The organism is Pseudomonas sp. Pse1 (assembly GCF_024519635.1).
Taxonomy (GTDB): Bacteria; Pseudomonadota; Gammaproteobacteria; order Pseudomonadales; family Pseudomonadaceae; genus Aquipseudomonas.
This window is the reverse complement of the sequence record NZ_JALJRO010000010.1, coordinates 67,679-89,947: the sequence shown is the minus strand read 5'-3', so window position 1 is coordinate 89,947 and position 22,269 is coordinate 67,679. Positions and strand designations below refer to the sequence as shown.

15 protein-coding genes and 1 pseudogene are annotated in these 22,269 nt (G+C 61.7%); 10 read left to right on the top strand and 6 right to left on the bottom strand.

From position 1 onward, the window contains the following. Positions 1-36: 36 nt before the first annotated feature. Complete coding sequence (locus NR126_RS16385; RefSeq protein WP_027618025.1) at positions 37-801, bottom strand: GntR family transcriptional regulator; 765 nt, start codon at positions 799-801, stop codon at positions 37-39. Positions 802-1,035: 234 nt separating this feature from the next. Here NR126_RS16385 and NR126_RS16380 point away from each other — a divergent pair, with 234 nt between their 5' ends. After that, positions 1,036-2,226, top strand: a complete 1,191-nt coding sequence (locus tag NR126_RS16380) for a benzoate/H(+) symporter BenE family transporter (RefSeq protein WP_027618026.1) — start codon at positions 1,036-1,038, stop codon at positions 2,224-2,226. Positions 2,227-2,269: 43 nt separating this feature from the next. On the opposite strand, the gene NR126_RS16375 is transcribed toward NR126_RS16380, so the two are convergent. Next, on the bottom strand, positions 2,270-2,614 hold the full coding sequence (locus NR126_RS16375) for a YggL family protein (protein WP_027618027.1): 345 nt from the start codon (positions 2,612-2,614) through the stop codon (positions 2,270-2,272). 234 nt (positions 2,615-2,848) lie between these two features. Here NR126_RS16375 and dacB point away from each other — a divergent pair, with 234 nt between their 5' ends. Beyond that, positions 2,849-4,309, top strand: a complete 1,461-nt coding sequence (gene dacB, locus NR126_RS16370; RefSeq protein ID WP_027618028.1) for a D-alanyl-D-alanine carboxypeptidase/D-alanyl-D-alanine-endopeptidase — start codon at positions 2,849-2,851, stop codon at positions 4,307-4,309. A 47-nt stretch (positions 4,310-4,356) separates the two neighbouring features. Here dacB and NR126_RS16365 read toward each other — a convergent pair whose 3' ends face one another. Continuing rightward, a complete protein-coding gene (locus tag NR126_RS16365) occupies positions 4,357-6,756 on the bottom strand; it encodes a GGDEF domain-containing protein (protein WP_256830636.1) in 2,400 nt (799 codons plus the stop codon). 136 nt (positions 6,757-6,892) lie between these two features. Then, positions 6,893-9,163 carry a bifunctional 23S rRNA (guanine(2069)-N(7))-methyltransferase RlmK/23S rRNA (guanine(2445)-N(2))-methyltransferase RlmL gene (gene rlmKL, locus NR126_RS16360; RefSeq protein ID WP_027618030.1) on the bottom strand — a complete coding sequence of 757 codons (2,271 nt, stop codon included), beginning with the start codon at positions 9,161-9,163 and terminating at the stop codon, positions 6,893-6,895. Positions 9,164-9,706: 543 nt separating this feature from the next. Between rlmKL and rmf the strand changes: the two genes are divergently transcribed. Further along, positions 9,707-9,922: a ribosome modulation factor gene (gene rmf / locus NR126_RS16355; protein ID WP_003223300.1), complete on the top strand. Its 216-nt coding sequence runs from the start codon at positions 9,707-9,709 to the stop codon at positions 9,920-9,922. A gap of 126 nt (positions 9,923-10,048) precedes the next feature. Here rmf and NR126_RS16350 read toward each other — a convergent pair whose 3' ends face one another. Further along, on the bottom strand, positions 10,049-11,068 hold the full coding sequence (locus tag NR126_RS16350) for a quinone-dependent dihydroorotate dehydrogenase (protein WP_027618031.1): 1,020 nt from the start codon (positions 11,066-11,068) through the stop codon (positions 10,049-10,051). A gap of 209 nt (positions 11,069-11,277) precedes the next feature. On the opposite strand from NR126_RS16350, the gene NR126_RS16345 reads away from it, so the two are divergent. From NR126_RS16345 to cobA, 7 genes and pseudogenes are all read left to right on the top strand, one after another. Next, a complete protein-coding gene (locus NR126_RS16345) occupies positions 11,278-12,489 on the top strand; it encodes a CmpA/NrtA family ABC transporter substrate-binding protein (RefSeq protein WP_256830635.1) in 1,212 nt (403 codons plus the stop codon). A gap of 15 nt (positions 12,490-12,504) precedes the next feature. Then, positions 12,505-13,083: an ANTAR domain-containing response regulator gene (locus NR126_RS16340; RefSeq protein WP_027618033.1), complete on the top strand. Its 579-nt coding sequence runs from the start codon at positions 12,505-12,507 to the stop codon at positions 13,081-13,083. A gap of 226 nt (positions 13,084-13,309) precedes the next feature. Then, positions 13,310-14,521 carry a NarK/NasA family nitrate transporter gene (locus NR126_RS16335; protein ID WP_027618034.1) on the top strand — a complete coding sequence of 404 codons (1,212 nt, stop codon included), beginning with the start codon at positions 13,310-13,312 and terminating at the stop codon, positions 14,519-14,521. A gap of 7 nt (positions 14,522-14,528) precedes the next feature. Beyond that, a complete protein-coding gene (locus tag NR126_RS16330) occupies positions 14,529-16,193 on the top strand; it encodes a bifunctional protein-serine/threonine kinase/phosphatase (RefSeq protein WP_256830634.1) in 1,665 nt (554 codons plus the stop codon). Positions 16,194-16,482: 289 nt separating this feature from the next. Further along, positions 16,483-17,682, top strand: a pseudogene (locus NR126_RS16325) (NAD(P)/FAD-dependent oxidoreductase); the annotation flags it as partial. 26 nt (positions 17,683-17,708) lie between these two features. After that, entirely contained in the window at positions 17,709-20,426 is a 2,718-nt protein-coding gene (locus NR126_RS16320; protein WP_256830633.1) for a nitrate reductase, read from the top strand. A 10-nt stretch (positions 20,427-20,436) separates the two neighbouring features. Further along, positions 20,437-21,198, top strand: a complete 762-nt coding sequence (gene cobA, locus NR126_RS16315) for a uroporphyrinogen-III C-methyltransferase (RefSeq protein WP_051550494.1) — start codon at positions 20,437-20,439, stop codon at positions 21,196-21,198. 63 nt (positions 21,199-21,261) lie between these two features. Here the strand turns inward: cobA and NR126_RS16310 are convergent, their stop codons facing one another. Beyond that, complete coding sequence (locus NR126_RS16310; RefSeq protein WP_027618037.1) at positions 21,262-22,236, bottom strand: OmpA family protein; 975 nt, start codon at positions 22,234-22,236, stop codon at positions 21,262-21,264. Positions 22,237-22,269 lie beyond the last annotated feature (33 nt).

Here is a 22,269-nt window from a genome sequence, read left to right as displayed (position 1 = left end):
TTTTCTTGTCCGCGATGGGCGCGACACAATTTCGGATCAGAGTTTGGCCGGCGAACGCCCTGGCTTCTTGGTCTGCAACAGATGCGAGAACACCGCATGCAGATCATCCGAGGCACTTTCCTCGTCGAGGTTGAGCTTGCTGTCGATGTGATCCATGTGATGCATCATCAGGTTCACCGCCAGGGTGGCGTCGCGGGCCTCGATGGCGTCGATCAACTGGGTGTGCTCATCGTAGGAACAGTGCGAGCGGTTGCCGCTTTCGTACTGGGCGATGATCAGCGAAGTCTGCGACACCAGGCTGCGCTGGAAGCTGATCAGCGGGGCATTTTTTGCCGCTTCGGCCAGTTTCAGGTGGAATTCGCCGGACAGGCGAATACCGGCGCCACGATCGCCGCGGGAAAAGCTGTCGCGTTCGTCGTTGACCATCTGCCGCAACTGGCTGAGTTCCTCGGCGGTGGCATGCTCGACCGCCAACTCGGTGATCGCCCGCTCCACCAAACGACGCGCCATGAACACCTGACGTGCTTCATCCACGCTCGGGCTGGCAACCACCGCACCGCGATTGGGCCGCAGCAGGACCACGCTTTCATGGGCCAAACGCGACAGGGCGCGACGGATAATGGTGCGGCTGACCCCGAAAATCTCGCCCAGCGCCTCTTCACTCAATTTTGTACCGGGCGCCAGGCGCTGTTCGAGAATGGCCTCGAAAATGTGCGCGTAGACAATATCGTCCTGGGTTCCGCTGCGGCCGGCCTTGCCAGCTCGCGGTTGTTTCTTGAGGGGCTGCAACTGTTCGTTCATGGGCGCTCGGGGTCGGGAAAATTGCGGCGAATTACCGTGACTGTAATACGGCACAGCAGGTCGCTGGCAAGTATCGCGTAAAAAACAGGGCACATTGTACACAACTGCTGGTGGCAAGACGACTGTACGGCCAACTACGCCCCCGGCTGTATTGCAACGATCAGTTACGTTTGAGTTTAGGCTTGTCCCCAGAGTCTGCGGACATCTTCATCTGTATAAGGAACCACAGCCGTCATGAACGACGCCAGCCACACTCAACTCCGCCCGTTGGCCGACACCTCGCCGTCCGCTATCGTCGCCGGCTTTATCGCGATGATGACCGGCTACACCAGTTCGCTGGTGCTGATGTTCCAGGCCGGGCAAGCCGCCGGCCTGACCAGCGGACAAATTTCCTCGTGGATCTGGGCGATCTCGATCGGCATGGCGGTGTGCTCCATCGGTTTATCCCTGCGCTACCGCACCCCGATCACCATTGCCTGGTCGACACCCGGCGCCGCCCTGCTGATTACCAGTCTGTCGGGTGTCAGCTATGGCGAGGCGATTGGTGCCTACATTACCTGCGCGGTGCTGGTGACCCTGTGCGGCATGACCGGCAGCTTTGAACGCCTGGTGAAAAAAATCCCCGCCTCACTGGCCGCCGCCCTGCTGGCCGGGATTCTGTTCAAGATCGGCAGCGAAATCTTCGTCGCCGCCCAGCACCGCACCGCACTGGTGCTGGGAATGTTCTTCACCTACCTGGTGGTCAAGCGCCTGTCGCCGCGCTACGCCGTGCTCGCTGCACTGCTGATCGGCACCGCGCTGTCCGGGTTAATGGGGCTGCTGGATTTCAGCGGTTTCCACCTGGAAGTGGCAACCCCGGTGTGGACCACTCCACACTTCTCCCTGGCAGCAACCATCAGCATCGGTATCCCGCTGTTCGTGGTGGCCATGACCTCGCAGAACATGCCTGGCATCGCCGTGCTGCGCGCCGACGGCTACAACGTACCCGCCTCGCCGCTGATCACCGCGACCGGCATCGCCTCGCTGCTGCTGGCGCCGTTCGGTTCCCACGGGATCAATCTGGCGGCCATCAGCGCGGCCATCTGCACCGGGCCGCATGCCCACGAAGACCGCAACAAGCGCTACACGGCTGCCGTCTGGTGCGGGATTTTCTACGGCATCGCCGGGGTCTTCGGCGCCACGCTGGCCGCCCTGTTCGCCGCCCTGCCCAAGGAACTGGTGCTGTCGATCGCCGCGTTGGCGCTGTTCGGCTCGATCATCAATGGCCTGAGCATCGCCATGAGCGAGGTCAAGGAACGGGAAGCGGCGTTGATCACCTTCATGGTCACGGCGTCGGGGCTGACGCTGTTCTCCATCGGCTCGGCCTTCTGGGGGATTGTCGCGGGGGTGGTGACGCTGATGGTGTTGAACTGGCGCAAAGCCTAGGCGAAAAAAAACGGCGACCCTGAGGTCGCCGCTTTTTTTAACATCAAGCTACCGGATTGATCGGCTTTTCCGGGTACCAGACGTCCAGCAGCGGGCTGACTTCAACGCCGGTCAGCTCGGTGCGGCCTTTGAGCCAGGCTTCGACTGCAGCGCGCTGTGCTTCGGTGACCGAGCCACGCTTCTGCAAGCAAACCAGACCGTAGTCGTCGCCGCCAACATAACCCAGACCGTTGGCTTCCATGGCTTCTTTGAGGAATGCATCAAGGAAAGCGTCAATGGCTTCATCAGCCAAATCTTCCTTGAAATCCAGGTTCAGTTCGAAACCCAGCTCTTGAAATTCATCAACGCACAGTTTTTTGCGCAGACGCTGGGAACGGTTAGTCGCCATTGGAACAATCCTCATAAGTAATATCGGGCGGCACTTTAGCATTTTCGGCCACCGATTGCCCGACTCTCTGGCAACGCAGGTCTACCGCCGGTAAAAAAAATCCCGCAATAGCTCACCGGTATGCGGCACAAAGCGCTATACCTTGGGCATAATGCCGACAATTTCGTGACCACCGAGGGAATTCATTTTCATGCCCTCATCTCTTTTCCCCTCGACTGCAGGGTCTTATTTCCAATGATCAAATCTTTGCGTCCATTGTTGCTGGCCAGCCTGCTTGTTCCTCTGGCTTTCCCCGTTTCTGCCGCTCCCGTCAACACCGCCCTGACCCCTAATGTCGAAAAGGCCCTCAAGGCCAGCAAGTTGCCAGACAGCGCCTTGTCGCTGGTGATGATTCCCCTGAACGGCCCGGGCACCCCGACTGTGTTCAATGCCGACGTGTCGGTGAACCCGGCGTCGACGATGAAACTGGTGACCACCTACGCCGCCCTGGAAATGCTCGGCCCCAATCATCAGTGGAAAACCGAGTTCTACACCGACGGCACCCTCAGCGGCGGCATCCTGCGCGGCAACCTGTACCTCAAGGGCGGCGGCGATCCCAAGCTGAACATGGAAAAACTCTGGCTGCTGATGCGCGACCTGCGGGCCAATGGCGTGCAACAAGTGACCGGCGACCTGGTGCTCGACCGCAGCTTCTTCAACCAGCCACAGTTGCCGCAGTTCAATGACGATGGCAACGACGACAACAAGCCATTCCTGGTCAAACCCGATGCCGCGATGGTCAACCTCAAGGCCCTGCGCTTCGTCGCCCGCAACGATTCCGGACGCGTGCTGGTCTCGGTCGAGCCGCCGATCGCCAGTATCCGCATCGAGAACACGGTCAAGGCCATCAACTCCAAACAATGCACCGGTGGCGTGCGCTACAACCCGGTGACCCAGGCCGACGGCAGCGTGACCGTGACCGTGGCCGGCCAATTGGGCGATGGCTGCAGCTCGCAGACCTACCTGTCGCTGCTCGACCACGCCACCTACACCGCCGGCGCCGTAAGGGCGATCTGGCAGGAACTGGGCGGCAGCATCCAGGGCCGTGATCTGCAGGGCGCCGTACCGAAAGACGCCAAGCTCCTGGCCCGGGCCTTCTCCCCTGACCTGGCGGAAATCATCCGCGACATCAACAAGTACAGTAACAACACCATGGCTCAGCAGTTGTTCCTGAGCCTGGGCGCGAAGTACCGCACCAGCGCCGACAGCGACGACGCCATGGCGGCTCAGCGCGTGGTGCGCCAGTGGCTGGCGAAGAAAGGCATCACTGCGCCCCACCTGGTAATGGAAAACGGCTCCGGCCTGTCCCGCGCCGAGCGTGTCAGCGCCCGGGAAATGGCCAACATGCTGCAAGCGGCCTGGCACAGCCCGTACTCGGCCGAGTTCGTCAGCTCGATGCCGATTGCCGGCATGGACGGCACCATGCGCAAGCGCCTGAAGACCACCGCGATGCGCGGCGAGGCCCATGTCAAGACCGGCACCCTGAATACCGTTCGCGCGATCGCCGGGTTCAGCCGCGACAACAACGGCAACACTTGGGCCGTGGTCGCGATCCTCAACGACAAAGCACCGTTTGGCGCTTCGTCGGTGCTCGATCAAGTGCTGCTGGACCTGTACCGCCAGCCGAAACTGGCCGCCACCGCCTCCAACCTTTGAGCACCGCCTCAGCAGAAGATCGTCACCGGCGATCTTCTGCTCGTCCCCTACGGCAGTTCTTCTTCGACCCGATCGCGCCCCGCCTGCTTCGCCGCGTACACCCCTGAATCGGCACGCAGCAGCATGTCGTCGGCGCCCTCCGGGGCACGCCAACTGGCAATCCCGAAGCTCGCGGTGACCGTGCCCACCCCATCGAAAGGCAGCGTGCGCAAACTCAACCAGAGTTCCAGCGCCAGACTGTATGCCTGGTGTCCGTCCGTGTCCGGGCACAACACCATGAACTCCTCGCCGCCCAGGCGACAGAACACATCGGTGCGACGCAAGCGATGGCCGATGCGCTCACAGACCACTTGCAGCACCCGATCACCAGCAGCATGGCCATGGCAATCATTGATGGCCTTAAAGTGATCGATATCCAGCATGATCACCGCCAGGTCGCCGCTGCCTCGCGACACCCGAGCCATCTCCAGGGTCAGGCGCTCCTGGAAATAGCGCCGATTGTGAACGCCGGTCAGCGCGTCGGTCACCGACAAGGCGCGCAGCTCATCCTCGACCCGCTTCATATCGGAAATGTCCGAGATATAGCCGTGCCACAGTACGCCACCGCCCGGCAGCTCCTCCGGGGTGGCCTCGCCACGCACCCAGCGCAACCCCCGGCTCGGCAGCAGCACCCGGTATTCTTCACGCCAAGGCGTGAGTTTTTGCGAAGACTGATAAATGGAACCGCGCACTCGACTGACATCCAGCGGATGGATGCGCTCGAAAATCGTCTCGGCGTGCTTGAGCAACACCTCCGGCTCCAGCTCATAAATATCGCGGATACCGTCACTGGCATAGATCACGCTGAAGTGACCGTCCGCTGCCATCATGAATTGGTAGATACCGCCCGGCACATGGGCACTGAGCTTTTTCAACAATAAGTCGCGGGCCGCGAGTGTTTCGTGCACCCGTTTGCGCTCGGTGATGTCGATGCAGATCGCCAAGTGACCGACCCACAACCCTTGGTCATCGAGCACCGCGGTGGCAAGCATGTTCACCGCCAGGTGACTGCCATCGGCACGCACCAGCGTCCATTCGCGCGGCACATGCCCGGGTTCCTTGGCGTCCGCCACCAGCATCGCCTGGCACGCCGGGACCGACTTGCCGTAACGCTGGCCAAGCTCGGCAGCCCGCACCTCCAGCTCTTTCGGCAGGTGCAGGCTTTCTAGCGTGACGCGCCCCAGCACCTCGCTGCTGTGATAGCCCAGCATCTGTTCGGCACCGGCGTTGAATGTGGTGATCACGCCCCGCAGGTCGGTGGCGATGATGGCGACCTGGGTCGCCGCATCGAGCAAGCCGCGCAGCTGTGCGTGAGCCCTACGCAATTCCTGCTCGCGCAGGTGCAACTCGCGGGTACGCCGCTCCACCAGGGCCAGCGCACGCTGGCGTTGGCTGACCAGGCTGTACAGCAAGGCACTGAGCAACAGGCTCAAGAGCCCACCCATCACTACCAGGCTGACGAAAGGTGGCTGATTGGCCCGCTCGAATGCGGCGCTGGCCTGGATGTCCAGATCGTAGACCTGATCACCGAAACGCAGCATTGAGGCGTAATGCAGGGGATTGCGGGCCGCTGCGTTGGTGGATTCGTAGAACGCTTCGCGCTGGCCGTTCGCTGCGCGGCCAATGATATCCACCACCAGGTCGTCCTGCTCCGAAGAGGGAAAACCATCGGCCACCAGTTGGCGCATGTTGATCAACGCCATCACGTACCCGGCCGGTATGCCGACCTCTCTATCGGGCAGTCCCTTACGCATCACCGGCTCAACCAGCAGCACGCCCCGGCTGAAGGGCGGCTCGACACCATTGATCTGCATCGGCTGCGAGACCACCATCGCCCCCTGCTCACGCGCCCTTTGCAGGACCGCTCGACGGGCAGGCTGAGCGAGTAGATCGGTGCCCAGGGGCGCAGCCGGTACCGCCAACGTCTGCTTGTACAGCAACGGCGCATATTCTGCGCGCTGGTCCGCCACCTGCGCACGCCCCATCGCATCCAGATCAATAATGGAAAAGTCCTTGATGCCTTCCTCGCGTACTTCCTGTTCAAACGCTGCACGCTGGTCATGACTGATCAACGGCGCCCAGCCATAGGCCTGGGACCGCTGCAATAAAGGCTGGGTGTAACCGTCGAATTCCTCGCGGGAAACCCTTTGGGTATTGACGAAAAAACGGCGCAGGCTGGCGAGACGCTGCTCCTGATCCTGGAAACGCTCGGCGATTCGGCTTTTGCGCTCACTGGCCAGTAATTGGAAACGCTGCACCACCTGCTGGTGTTGCGCGCTGAGGGTGGCCCACGCCAGCAGGCCCGTCAGCAGACCGCCGACCATAAGGGCCAGCAGGGCTATGAGCCAGGCCGACGCATCTTCATTGATGAGGCCGAGAATTTTGGGGCGTGCGACATGCAACGGCATAAGCAAAACTCAAACGCCAGTGAGCTTTGGCGTCACCTTGACCATGTCTGAAGTTATAGCTATTAGCCACTAGATTAGCCAGCACAAAAAACCATGGAACCCTGACAGATCAAGGCTCCATGGCTCCATTCAGACGTTAACGCGCCATGATTTTCCAGGCGCGGTGGATCTTGCCGTTACGGGCAAAGTCCGGGTCGATGGTGTGTGCGGTGATTTCCTCGACGGCGTAGCGTGCCGAGAGGTTCTCTTCGAGCTGGAACTTGCGGAAGTTGTTGGAGAAATACAACACGCCGCCCGGCGCCAGGCGCGCCATGGCCAGGTCGAGCAACTGCACATGGTCCCGCTGCACGTCGAAAATGCCTTCCATACGCTTGGAGTTGGAGAAGGTCGGCGGATCGATGAAGATCAGTTCGAACTCGTCACGATTGGCCTCCAGCCAGGCCATGACATCGCCCTGCTCCAGGCGGTTCTTGTCGGAGAAGCCATTGAGCGAGAGATTGCGGCGCGCCCAATCGAGGTAGGTCTTCGACAGGTCGACGCTGGTGGTACTGCGTGCGCCGCCCTTGGCAGCGTGCACGCTGGCGGTCGCGGTGTAGCAGAACAGATTGAGGAAGCGCTTGCCGGCGGCCTCTTTCTGGATACGCATGCGCATTGGCCGGTGATCGAGGAACAGGCCGGTGTCGAGGTAGTCGGTCAGGTTGACCAGCAACTTGACGCCACCTTCGTTGACCTCGACGAACTTGCCCTGGGCTGCCTGACGCTCGTACTGCTTGGTGCCGCTCTGGCGCTCGCGACGTTTGACCACCACGCGGCTCTTGTCGACGTTCAATGCCTGGGGAATGGCCGCCAGGGCATCGAACATCCGCGCCGAGGCCTTTTCCGGGTCGATGGATTTTGGCGCAGCGTATTCCTGCACATGCACCCAATCGTGATACAGGTCGATGGCCATCGAGTACTCGGGCATGTCGGCATCGTAGACGCGGTAGCAGTCGATGCCTTCACGCTTGACCCACTTGGCCATGGCCTTGAGGTTCTTCTGCAGGCGGTTGGCAAACATTTGCCCGCCTTCGCTCAGGCGTGGCTGCTCAATCACTGGCGCCGGCGCGGGCACGGGCTTGATCGGGTTGCCATTCTTGTTGTACTTGCGTTCCTCTGGCTCGACCGGCAACTGCTCATAGGCCGCCTGTTCGCGCTCGGCCTGGCGTTGCTCGGGGGTGCGGCGCTCGCCAGTGACGAACTGGTCCGGCAGAACCTTGATCAGCAGCAGCTTGCACGGCAGCGCGCCGTTCCAGAACGAATACTGTTTGTGGCTGCGAATGCCCATGCGCTTGCCCAGGTCCGGGGCGCCGGTGAACACTGCCGCCTCCCAGTTCAGGCAGGCCTGGCGTAGGCGCTCGCCGAGATTCTGGTAGAGGTAGAGCAGGCTCGCCTCGTCGCCCAGGCGCTCGCCGTACGGCGGGTTGCAGATCACCAGGCCTTTCTGGTTTTGGTCCGGGCGCGGCTCGAAGGTGGCGACTTCGCCCTGATAGATCTTGATCCACTCGCTTAGGCCCGCACGCTCGACGTTGTTGCGGCCCGGTTGAATCAGGCGCGGGTCGGCTTCGTAACCGCGAATCCACAGCGGCGGCTTGGCCAGGCCAGCCGCGGCACGTTCGGTCGCCTCTTCATGGAGTTTTTTCCACAGCGCCGGCACGTGGCCGAGCCAGGCGGTGAAGCCCCACTGCTCGCGACGCAGGTTCGGTGCCATATCGGCGGCGATCATCGCAGCTTCGACGAGGAAAGTCCCCACACCACACATCGGGTCAGCCAGTGCGCCACCTTCGGCGGCAATACGTGGCCAGCCGGAACGGATCAGGATGGCTGCCGCAAGGTTTTCCTTCAGCGGCGCGGCACCTTGCTGCAGACGATAACCGCGCTGGTGCAGGCTATGACCGGAGAGGTCGAGGGACAGGATCGCTTCGCCACGGTCCAGGCGCAGGTGAATGCGCAGGTCCGGGTTGAGCTTGTCGATCGAAGGGCGTTCGCCGGTTGGCGTGCGCAATTTGTCGACAATGGCGTCCTTGACCTTCAGGGCGCCAAAGTGGGTGTTGTCGATGCCCGAACCATGACCGCTGAACTCCACCGCCAGGGTGCCGTCCGCCAGCATGTGATCTTGCCAGTCGACGTCGAGCACGCCGTGGTACAGGTCTTCGGCGTCCTTCATCGGGAAGCGCTTGAGGACAAACAGTACCCGGTTCGCCAGGCGCGACCACAGGCACAGGCGATAGGCGGTTTCCATGGTGGCCATGCCACGCACGGCCGAGGTGTGCTCGCGCGCTTCCTCAAGGCCAAGCCCGACGGCTTCCTCGATAAGCAGGCCTTCAAGACCTTTGGGGCAAGTGAGGAAGAGTTCGTAACGATCCGACATGGGGTTCCAGTGCCTTAGGCAATAAGTGAACGGGCAACGCATTGACCGCTCGGTTTTCAATCAAGCGCTTTTCTAAAAGAACGCTCGCGTGGCACGAAAGTGTGCCGTCCCACCCCGGCCACTCATCCAGCCAACCGGCTGGAGTGAGCTTAGATGCCCGGGCAGATAAAAAATTATGCGCAACAAAATGTCATAACTCGACCCTTCGTCGAATAGTACCTGAGTGCAACAGGTGGACATTCTCACTAAGGGATTAACCTCATCATTCTGCAAGAGGCTGATCATACCGGGGTTTGGCCGATACCCCGGCAAAACGCGGCAAATTACTTATGGCCATAACATCTTTATCGTTACGTCCTTATGACAAAACGATCATTCCATCCATGTGACGCATTGGTTAGAACTCAACTCAGGTTGACGCCGCAACGACGTCAACACCTTGGCTCGCCACGCCGGCAGCGAGCCGCCATTGGCAGAGTTTTCTGCCTGACCTCGATAGGGGTCGACGCGATACATACAGTCAACAAGTGAGGGCAACACCCTATGAGAAGACTTAAGCGTGATCCGTTGGAAAGAGCATTTTTGCGCGGATATCAATATGGCGTTGGTGGCAAATCCCGTGAGCTTTGCCCATTTACTCTACCGTCGGTACGCCAAGCCTGGATTAACGGCTGGCGAGAAGGACGCGGCGACAACTGGGACGGTATGACCGGCACTGCGGGAATCCATAGACTCAACGAACTTCACGCCGTCGGCTAATCAGGGCACACATCCGACACGACAATTTGAGCAGTTAACGTCTTAACCACGCACGTCCTCTCCGGACGGCGGGCTTCGGCCCAGGGGCTCCTTCGAGGAGCCCTTTTTTATGCCTGCGAAACAGCCTCAGCGCATCGCGGCAATAGCGTCTACCGATTCGCGGATCAACGCCGGGCCCTTATAAATGAAGCCAGAATAGATCTGCACCAGGCTGGCGCCCGCAGCGATTTTCTCAGCCGCGTGCTTGCCCTCGGTAATGCCACCGGCAGCGATGATCGGCAGGCGACCGCCCAGCTCCGAAGCCAGTACCGTCACGGTGTGGGTGCTCTTTTCGCGAACCGGTGCACCCGACAGGCCGCCCATCTCGTCACCGTGTTCCATGCCTTCGACACCGACGCGGCTCAGGGTGGTGTTGGTGGCGATGACCGCATCCATACCGGTTTCGATCAGCGCTTGCGCAACCTGTGCGGTTTCTTCGTCGCTCATGTCCGGCGCGATCTTGATCGCCAGAGGGACATGCTTGCCGTGACGCAAGGCCAACTCCGCACGACGCTCGGCCAGATCGGCGAGCAACTGCTTGAGCGAATCACCGAATTGCAGGCTGCGCAGGCCCGGAGTGTTTGGCGAGCTGACGTTGACCGTGACATAGCTGGCGTAGGCGTAGACCTTGTCCAGGCAGATCAGATAATCGTCGACCGCGCGCTCGACCGGCGTATCGAAGTTCTTGCCAATATTGATCCCCAGTACGCCCTTGTACTTGGCTGCGGCAACCCGGGCCAGCAAGTGATCGACGCCGAGGTTGTTGAAGCCCATGCGATTGATGATCGCCTCGGCTTGCGGCAGGCGGAAAATCCGTGGTTTTGGATTGCCCGGCTGCGGTCGTGGGGTGATGGTACCAATCTCGACGAAACCAAAGCCCAGCTGGGCGAAGCCATCGATGGCCGCGCCGTTCTTGTCCAGGCCAGCCGCCAGACCCACCGGGTTCGGGAAGTTCAGGCCCATGACCGTCACCGGCAGCGACGCCGGTGCCTTGCACAGCAAACCGTTCAGGCCCAGGCGCCCGCCCGCACCGATCAGGTCCAGAGACAGATCGTGGGAGGTTTCCGGGGAGAGTTTGAACAGCAGTTGGCGGGCCAGGGTATACATGGGCGATTTTGACTCGATGGGCGGCGAAATGAGCCGGCGATTATAGCCGGGCACGGGCCCGCACGCGAGGCACACGAGCAAATCCGTAGGCGATGGCATATGCCTTGCACTCGCTGCGCTATCAGCAACGCAGTCCCTGTGGAATGGGCTTGCCCGCGAAAAAATTGCGCCCGCGCCGTTCCCCCAGTTTTTTGCAAGGTGCTCCAGCAATGAACGAATCGACAGTCGACCCACTGGCCTGGGTCAATGGCAGTGATGCTCCGGAAAAAACCACGATCAACCTGGGCTTCATGGCCTTGAGTGACTGCGCCTCGGTGGTGGTCGCCGCCACCCAGGGGTTCGCCCAGCCCTATGGCCTGACGCTGAACCTCAAGCGCCAGTCGTCATGGGCCAACCTGCGGGACAAGCTGGTCAGCGGCGAGCTCGACGCCGCCCACAGCCTTTACGGCCTGATCTATGCGGTCCACCTGGGTATCGGCGGCCCGCCTGCCACCGACATGGCGGTGCTCATGGGCCTGAATCAGAACGGCCAGAGCATCAATCTTTCCCACGGCCTGCAAGCACTGGGCGTGAGCAGTCCTGAAGCACTGCATCGGCACGTGCACCAAAGTCGCTCAAAACTGACCTTCGCCCAAACCTTTCCTACCGGTACTCATGCCATGTGGCTGTACTACTGGCTGGCGAGTCAGGGTATTCACCCCTTGCAGGATGTCGACAGTGTGGTGGTGCCGCCGTCGCAAATGGTCGCGCACCTGCAGGCCGGCCGCATCGATGGCTTCTGCGTCGGTGAGCCGTGGAGCGCCAGCGCGGTCAAGCAGAACCTCGGCTTCACGATGGCCACCAGTCAGGCGATCTGGCCGGATCATCCCGAGAAAGTCCTCGGCTGCACCCGCGCCTTTGTCGAGCAATACCCCAACACCGCCAGGGCGCTGGTGATGGCGATCCTCGAAGCCAGCCGGTTCATCGAGCAAAGCCCGGAGAATCGCCGCAGCACTGCCCAATTACTGAGCGCCAGCGAGTACCTCGACACACCGCTGGCATGCATCGAGCCGCGTCTGCTCGGTGAATACGACGATGGCCTGGGCCACCGCTGGCAGGATCCCCATGCCCTGCGCTTTCACAATGACGGCGAGGTGAATCAGCCTTACCTGAGCGATGGCATGTGGTTCATGACCCAATTCCGTCGCTGGGGCCTGCTGCGGGAAGACCCGGATTATCTGCAGGTGGCCCGTCAGGTCCAGCAACTGGACCTGTACCACGATGCCGCAAACGCTCTGGGCGTGCCCTGCCACAGACAAGACATGCGCAGCAGCCAACTGATTGACGGTATCGTCTGGGACGGCTCCGACCCGGCGGCCTATGCCCGCGGTTTCCGGCTGCACGCCATGGCCGACACCGCCCCCCGGCACGCCAGTCGCTGACAGGAGACCCAGAGCATGTTGCGTATTCTGCTGATCAACGACACGGCAAAAAAAGTCGGACGCCTGAAGACCGCGCTGATCGAGGCCGGCTTTGACGTGATCGATGAGTCCGGCCTGACCATCGACCTGCCGGCGCGCGTCGAAACAGTGCGCCCGGACGTGATTCTGATCGATACCGAGTCACCCAGCCGCGATGTGCTGGAACAAGTGGTGCTGGTCAGCCGCGACCAACCCCATCCCATCGTGATGTTTACCGACGAGCACGACCCCGGCGTGATGCGCCAGGCGATCAAATCCGGGGTCAGTGCCTACATTGTCGAGGGCATTCACGCGGCGCGCCTGCAACCGATCCTCGATGTCGCCATGGCCCGTTTCGAGAGCGACCAGGCACTGCGTGCCCAGTTGCATGCCCGCGACCTGCAACTGGCGGAGCGCAAGCGCATTGAACTGGCCAAAGGCCTGCTGATGAAAATGAAGGACTGCAATGAAGAGCAGGCGTACACCCTGATGCGTCGCCAGGCCATGAGCCGTCAGCAGAAACTGATTCAGGTCGCCGAACAAATCATCGCCATGAGCGAGCTGCTTGGCGGTTAGCCGCTGACGCCCGGGCTGTTGGCACAGATCTGGCTAAGTAATCCTTACAGGTAACCAACGGCGGTTGCCCCACCTACGACAACGACGTCGCACACCCCTTACGCGCAAGCGCAGCGGGTTGCGGCGTTTTTTTCGTTTTGGCCCCAGAGCCCGGGGCCGGTGGTGCGGCCGTTGTGGCGCCCCACCGCAAAGCTCACGACTCCCTTTTTAACCGCTGAGGTGCGCGATGAATTCAAGCTTCTGGAAATCCGGCCATACCCCGACCCTGTTCGCGGCCTTCCTGTATTTCGACCTGAGCTTCATGGTCTGGTACCTGCTCGGCCCGCTGGCGGTGCAAATCGCCGCCGACCTGCAGTTGACCACTCAACAGCGCGGCCTGATGGTCGCCACGCCGATCCTCGCCGGTGCCGTGCTGCGCTTCGTGATGGGCTTGCTGGCCGACCGCCTGTCGCCGAAAACCGCCGGGCTGATCGGCCAGGTGATCGTCATCTGTGCACTGTTCGGCGCCTGGAAGCTGGGCATCCACAGCTACGAACAAGCCTTGCTGCTCGGGGTGTTCCTGGGCATGGCCGGCGCCTCGTTCGCCGTTGCCCTGCCCCTGGCCTCGCAGTGGTACCCGCCGCAGCACCAGGGCAAGGCCATGGGCATTGCCGGAGCCGGAAACTCCGGCACGGTCCTGGCGGCCTTGATCGCTCCGCTGCTGGCGGCGGCGTTTGGCTGGGGCAATGTCTTCGGCTTCGCCCTGATTCCGCTGATCCTGACTCTGGTGATCTTTGCCTGGCTGGCAAAAAACGCCCCAGAGCGGCCGAAAGCCAAATCGATGGCCGACTACTTCAAGGCCCTGGGCGATCGTGACAGCTGGTGGTTCATGTTCTTCTACAGCGTGACCTTCGGCGGTTTTATCGGCCTGGCCAGCGCCCTGCCCGGCTACTTCAACGACCAGTACGGCCTGAGCCCGGTGACTGCCGGCTACTACACCGCGGCCTGCGTGTTCGGCGGCAGCCTGATGCGCCCCCTCGGCGGCGCGCTGGCGGATCGCTTCGGCGGCATCCGCACCCTGCTGCTGATGTACAGCGTAGCCGTCATCTGCATCGCGGCCGTGGGCTTCAACCTGCCTAATTCCTACGCGGCACTGGCACTGTTCGTCTGCACCATGCTCGGTCTCGGTGCCGGCAATGGCGCGGTGTTCCAACTGGTCCCGCAACGTTTTCGTCGCGAGATCGGGGTGATGACCGGGCTGATCGGCATGGCCGGCGGCATTGGCGGCTTTGCTCTCGCCGCAGGCATGGGCGCGATCAAACAGAGTACCGGCAGCTATCAGTTGGCCCTGTGGCTGTTCGCCAGCCTCGGCGTGCTCGCCTGGTTTGGCCTGCATGGCGTCAAGCGTCGCTGGAGAACCACTTGGGGCTCGGCGGCCGTGACCGCGGCGCGGGTCTGATCAATCGATGAGCCTGCAACTGAGTTTTGCCGAGGCCAGCGCCATCGGTCCACGGGAGGAAAACCAGGACGCCCTGCGCCTGGTGACGCCGACCGCTGACATCGCCGCCAGCAAGGGCTTTCTGTTTGCCATCGCCGACGGCGTCAGCCAATGCGCCGACGGCGGACTCGCGGCGCGCACCACCCTGCAGGCGCTCGCGCTGGACTACTACGCGACGCCGCAGACCTGGGGTGTCGCGCAGTCCCTGGACCGCCTGCTGCTGGCGCAGAACCGCTGGTTGCAGGCCAACGGCGGCGGCTTGCCGCTGTTGACCACGGTCAGCGCGCTGGTGTTGCGCGGGCAACGCTTCACCCTGGCCCATGTCGGCGATTGCCGGGTCTACCGCTGGCACGCCGGGCAGTTGCAGCGCATCAGTGAGGATCACGTCTGGGAACAACCGGGCATGCAACATGTGCTCAAGCGCGCCCTGGGCCTGGATCAACACCTGGTGCTGGATTTCCTCGATGGCGAACTGCGCGCCGGCGAATGCTTCGTGCTGCTCAGCGACGGTGTCTGGGCGACGCTGGGCGACACCGCCATCGCCGCCATCCTGCGCGACCAACCCAACCTCGACAGCGCCGCGCAGACCCTGGTCAACGCCGCGCACCTGGCCGGCAGTCAGGACAATGCCAGCGCCTTGCTGGTGCGGATCGATGCCCTCGGAGAAGCGAGCATCGGCGATGCGCTGATTCACTTACAACAATGGCCGTTGCCGCCGCCGCTCAAGCCGGGTCAGCCGTTCGAGGGCTGGCAGGTAGAATGCCTGTTGGGACAAAGCCAGCAATCCTTGCTTTATCGAGTACGCGACAGCCAGCAGCAACCCTGGCTGTTGAAGACCTTGCCAATGGGTAATGACCCGGCGGCAGCCCAGGCCTTGTTGTCCGAGGAATGGTTTCTCAAACGGGTTGCCGGTCGCAGCTTCCCGGAAATTCATCCGGCGACCCAGCGTCAGCACCTGTACTACGTGATGCGCGAATACCCCGGCCAGACCCTGGCGCAACGGTTCAGCGAGCACGGACCGTTGCCCATCGAACAATGGCGGGCGTTGGCCGAGCGCTTGTTGCGTGCGGTGGGTATGCTCCATCGACGACAGATCCTGCACCGCGATATCAAACCGGAGAATCTGCTGCTGGCGGCTGACGGCGAGTTGCGCCTGCTGGACTTTGGTTTGGCCTATTGTCCGGGGCTGTCCGCCGATCCCTCCAACCAACTGCCCGGCACCCCCAGCTACATCGCTCCGGAAGCCTTCAACGGCGACGCTCCTACAGCCCAGCAGGACCTGTATGCCGTTGGCGTGACCCTGTATTACCTGGCCACCGGACACTATCCCTACGGTGAGATCGAAGCCTTCCAGCGCCCACGGTTCGGCGTGCCGGTCAGCGCTCAGCGCTATCGGCCCGATCTCCCGGACTGGCTGGGCCAGAGCCTGGAGCGCGGGGTCAATGCCGACCCGACTGAGCGCTATGAAACCGCCGAAGAATGGCTGCTGGTGCTTGAGCAAGGCGAACGCCGCAGCCTGAGCGCCCGGCCACGGCCGTTGCTCGAACGCGAACCGCTGAAGGTCTGGCGCACCCTGGCCCTGATCTCACTGCTGAGCAACCTGCTGCTGTTGTTCGCCCTGTTCCACGGCTGAAACCCGCTGCGCCATCACTGTGCGCACTGCCTTCAATCGGTGCACATTTGCACGCCCCTTCACCTGCTCAGGTCGCCTGCAGGCCGCTGATTGCGCGCTTGCCCTGACTTGGCACAACGGCTGCATTAATCCTCTCACCATACATAACGCCCGGTCTCCAACGTTGGAGGCCAGGCCGCCCGATAGAACGGGCCCAGGACAAAGGTGTCCTCGCCAGGTAACTGGCGGGACGCCTTTTTTTGTTTGCGCGAAAAACATCGAGCCAGGTACAGGGCTTGCGGAGAACCTGATGAAAAAACTCAAACTGGTGATGATCGGCAACGGTATGGCCGGGGTCCGCACGCTCGAAGAACTGCTCAAGCTGAGCAACGAACTGTATGACATCACCGTCTTCGGTGCCGAGCCCCATGCCAACTACAACCGCGTCTTGCTGTCGCCGGTGCTGGCCGGCGAGCAGACCTTCGACGAGATCGTGCTCAACGACCTGAACTGGTACCAGGACCACAACATCAAGTTGCTGCTCAACCGAAAAGTGGTGGAAATCGACCGCATCAAGCGCCGGGTGATTGCCGAGGACGGCACCGAAGCCGAATACGACCGCCTGCTGATCGCCACCGGTTCGACCCCGTTCATACTGCCAATCCCCGGCAATACCCTGCAGGGTGTGATCGGCTACCGCGACATCGCCGACACCCAGGCGATGATCGACACCGCCAGAACCCACACCCACGCGGTCGTCATCGGTGGCGGCCTGCTCGGTCTCGAAGCGGCCAACGGTCTGATGCTGCGCGGCATGCACGTGACCGTGGTGCACATCGGCGAATGGCTGCTGGAACGGCAACTGGACCAGACCAGCGGCCAATTGCTGCAAGCCGCACTGGAGCAGCGTGGCCTGCACTTTCGCCTGAGCGAGCAGACCCAGGCCCTGCACGATGCCGGCAACGGCCGGGTCGGCTCGGTGCAGTTCAAGAATGGCGAGGTGATTCCCGCCGATTTGGTGGTGATGGCTGCCGGCATCCGCCCCGCCACCGAACTCGCGGAAAAAGCCGGTCTGCCCTGCAACCGCGGAATCCTGGTCAACGACACCCTGCAAACCTACGATCCTCGGATTTACGCGATCGGCGAATGCGCCAGTCATCGCGGCATCGCCTACGGCCTGGTGGCGCCGCTGTTCGAGCAGGCCAAGGTCTGCGCCAATCACCTCGCGCAGTTGGGCTATGCCCGTTACCCGGGCTCGGTCACCTCGACCAAATTGAAAGTCACCGGCATCGACCTGTTCTCCGCCGGCGACTTCAAGGGTGACGAAGGCACCGAGACCATCACCCTGCGTGACCCCATCGGCGGCATCTACAAGAAGCTGGTAATCAAGGATGACGTGCTGGTGGGCGCCTGCCTATACGGCGACACCGCCGACGGCAGTTGGTACTTCCAGCAGATCCGCGAAAACTGCAACATCCGGCAGATCCGTGATCACCTGATGTTTGGCGACACGCTGGCAGTGCAGGAAGCATGCTGATGAACCGTCAGACAACTGCCTCGACCTGCTGCTACTGCGGGGTTGGCTGCGGCGTGCTGATCGAACACGACGGCGAACACATCCTCGGCGTCAGTGGCGATCCAACGCACCCGGCCAACTTCGGCAAGCTGTGCAGCAAGGGCTCGACCCTGCACCTGACGGGCGACCACGCAGCCCGTGCCCTGTATCCCGAATTGCGTCTGGGCAAGGGCCTGGCTCGCAGCCGCGCCGACTGGGACAGCGCCCTCGACCACGCCGCTACGGTGTTTGCCCGGACCATCGCGGAGCATGGTCCTGACAGTGTCGCGTTCTATATTTCGGGGCAACTGCTGACGGAGGACTATTACGCCTTCAACAAACTCGCCCGGGCGCTGGTGGGCACCAACAACATCGACAGCAACTCGCGCCTGTGCATGTCCTCGGCCGTGGTCGGCTATAAGCGCAGCCTCGGCGCCGACGCCCCGCCCTGCAGCTATGAAGACCTTGAGCTGAGCGATTGCGTGATGATCGTCGGCAGCAACATGGCCTACGCCCACCCCGTGCTGTTTCGCCGTTTGGAGCAGGCCAAGGCGCGCCGTCCGCAGATGAAGATCATCGTCATCGACCCGCGACGCACCGACACCTGCGACCTGGCCGATTTGCACCTGGCAATTGCACCGGGCTCCGATGTCGCTCTGTTTCACGGAGTACTGCACCTGCTGCTGTGGGAAGACTGGATCGACCGCAGATTCATCGAGAGCCACACCGAGGGTCTGGCGGAACTGAAAAACCTGGTGCGCGATTACACCCCGGGAATGGTCGCGCAACTGTGCGACATCAGTGTCGAGCAACTGCAGCAATGTGCCGAGTGGATTGGGACTTCGCCGAGCTTCCTGTCGCTGTGGTGCATGGGCCTGAATCAGTCCACCGCCGGCAGTGCAAAAAACAGCGCACTGATCAATCTGCACCTGGCCACAGGGCAAATCGGCCGCCCTGGCGCCGGACCTTTCTCGCTGACGGGTCAGCCAAATGCCATGGGCGGTCGCGAAACCGGCAGCCTGTCGAACCTGTTACCGGGCCATCGCGATGCGGCCAACCCTGAGCATCGCGCCGAAGTCGCAGACTATTGGGGAGTCGATAGCCTGCCCGACAGCCCGGGGCTGAGCGCCATCGAATTGTTCGAGCAGGTCCGCAACGGACAAATCAAAGCCCTGTGGATCGCCTGCACCAACCCGGCGCAGTCCCTGCCCGACCAACACAATGTGCGTGCCGCCCTTGAGGCGTGCCCCTTTGTGGTCCTGCAGGAAGCCTTCCGCACCACCGAAACCGCACCCTTTGCCGACCTGTTGCTGCCCGCCGCCAGTTGGGGCGAAAAAGAAGGCATGGTGACCAACTCCGAACGGCGCATTTCTCACGTGCGCCGAGCCATAACCCCGCCAGGTGAAGCACGCGCGGATTGGGCAATTACCGTAGATTTCGCTCAACGTCTGGAGAAACAGCTACGTCCAGGTCAACCCAGCCTGTTTGCGTTCGAGCATCCAACGCAGCTATTCGACGAGTTCAAGCACCTGACCCAGGGTCGCGACCTCGACCTGTCGGGTATCAACCACGCCCTGATCGACCGCCTGGGCCCGCAACAATGGCCGTTCCCTCAAGGGGCCGTCAGCGGTACGCCACGCCTTTACACCGACGGGATCTTCCCGACCGCCAACGGCCGCGCACGGTTCATGACCGAGCCTTACCGCGCCGCCAGGGAACAGCGTGACGCCCATTACCCGCTGACCCTGATGACCGGCCGCCTGCGCGATCAATGGCACGGCATGAGTCGCACCGGCACCGCGGCGCAATTGTTCGGACATGTCAGCGAAGCGCTGTTGAGCCTGCATCCGGACGACCTGCGCGAGCATCACCTGAGCAGTGGCGACCTGGTCAGCCTGAAGAGTCGTCGAGGCAGCGTGATTGTGGCGGTCGGCGCCGACGACAGCGTGCGACCGGGCCAGGCTTTTCTGCCCATGCACTGGGGCGATCGCTTTCTCAAGGGCGGAGTGAATGCCCTGACCCAGCCGGCGTTCGACCCGCTGTCCAAACAACCGGAATTGAAGCACAGCGGAGTGCGCATCGAGCCCGTTGCGCTGGCGTGGAAGCTGTTTGCCCTGGTGGAGGGTGACGTTCAACGACACTTTGAGGCGTTGCGACCGCTGTGCGAAGACTTTGCCTACGTCAGCCTCAGCCTTGCCGGACGTGAACGCCCGGCGCTGCTGATACGCGCGGCCAACACTCAGGCACCGGACCTGCAACGCTTGCAGGAGATCGATCACCACTTGGGCCTCATCGACGGACCCGTGCTGGCCTATGACGACCCGCAACGCTCAATCGGCAAACGAGTGCGTATCGAACAGGGACGCATCACCGCGATCCGCCTGGCGGGCGAAACCCTCGCCCAATATTGGCTGCAGGATCTCTGGCTCGAAGGGCGTGTCGACGAGCAACTGCGGCGCTGGTTGTTGGCGCCGTTGAGTGCCGCGCCTGGCAGCACCAGTGGCGTGTCAGGCGCGCAGAAAATTCTCTGTAACTGCAAAAACGTCAGTCAGGGCGCGGTGTGTCGCGAAATTGAAAACGGCCTGAATCTGCAGGAACTGAAGCAACAACTGGGTTGCGGCACGCAATGCGGCTCCTGCGTCCCGGAAATCAAGCGTCTATTGGCTGCCAACCTGCAGCCGTTAGCCATCACCTCGTGAGGAATCGAACATGAGCGCAAAAGTCTGGCTGGTAGGTGCTGGCCCCGGTGACCCAGAATTACTGACCCTCAAGGCCGTGCGGGCACTGGGCTCAGCCGATGTGGTGATGATCGATGACTTGGTCAATCCGGCGGTGCTGGAACATTGCCCACAGGCACGGGTAATAGCCGTGGGTAAACGCGGTGGTTGTCGATCGACCCCACAGGCATTTATCCATCGCCTGATGCTGCGCTACGCCCGTCAAGGCAAATGCGTGGTGCGACTCAAAGGAGGTGATCCGTGCATCTTCGGGCGCGGTGGCGAAGAGGCGCAGTGGTTGCGCGAACGCGACATAGACGTTGAACTGGTCAATGGCATCACCGCCGGCCTGGCGGGAGCGACTCAATGCGATATCTCCCTGACCCTGCGCGGTGTGGCCCGCGGCGTGACGCTGGTGACGGCCCATACCCAGGACGACAGCGAGCTTAATTGGAGCGCCCTGGCACAGGGTGGCACGACACTGGTGGTCTACATGGGCGTGGCCAAGCTTGCGGACATTCGCCAGCAACTGTTGACGGGTGGAATGGCGGCCGATACGCCGGTGGCCATGATTGAAAATGCCTCATTGCCGCATCAGCGCGAATGTCGGAGCAATCTTGCAAACATGCAGGAAGACGCCCACAGCTTTCATCTGAAAAGCCCGGCGATCCTGGTAATAGGCGCAGTAGCAGCTCGCATAGCCGCTGCCGATGTATTGCCGGAGCACGATTGGCGCACCCGGGCAGCCGTGTAAAACCCAAATCCCAGACAAAGAAAAACCCGGCCTCGGCCGGGTTTTTCAGAGCTGCGAAGCTAATTACTTAGCTTGAGCTTCAACCTGCGCTTCTACGCGACGGTTAACAGCGCGGCCAGCTTCAGTTGCGTTGTCAGCAACTGGGCGGGATTCGCCGTAACCAACGGAGCTAACGCGGCTAGCGTCGATGCCGTCTTTAACCAGAACTTGCTTAACAGCGTCAGCACGACGCTGGGACAGCTTCTGGTTGTAAGCGTCTGGACCTACGGAGTCAGTGTGACCTTCAACCACGGTGGTGGTCTGTGGGTACTGCTTCATGAAGTCAGCCAGGTTTTTCACGTCAGCGTAGCTGTTTGGCTTAACAACGGATTTGTCGAAGTCAAACTTGACGTCCAGCTCAACGCGAACAACTTCAGCAACCGGAGCTTCTGGCTCTGGTTCTGGAGCCGGTGCTACGACTGGAGCTGGAGCTACTGCGCCAGCGTTGCCGCCGAAGTTCACACCCAGACCAACCAGGGCGGAGTAGTCCCACTTGCCGTTGTCCAGACCGTAGTCAGCTTCAACGCCAGCACGGGCGAACAGGTTGTCGGTGAAGTAGTACTTAACACCGGTACCGATGATGGCTTGAGTGGTCTGATCGCGACCGCTGTGGCCGTCAGCCTGTACGTTGGTACGGCTCTGGTGACCGAAACCACCGGAAACGTATGGACGCAGGGAATCTACGCCAGCCTGACCGAAGTGGTAGGTACCCAGCAGGGAACCAGTGTCACCTTTGATCTTCTGGTTGCCAGTACCGTCGTTCGAACGGGTGTGGTGGGTCTGATCGTAGTTCAGATCGATCGAAACGTCGTCGGTCAGGAAGTAACCGATACGAGCGCCTGGGTTGAAGCCGTCTTCGATGTGCTTGACGCTATCGTTGTACTGCTTCTTGTAGAACAGCTCGCCTTCAACTGCGCCTTGGCCTTGTGCCAGAACGCCGAAAGAAGTAGCGGCAATAAGAGAACCAATGGCCAAGCCCAAGGTGTTTTTCAGTTTCATCCGTTAAATCCCCATCTGGTGATTGTAAAGCAG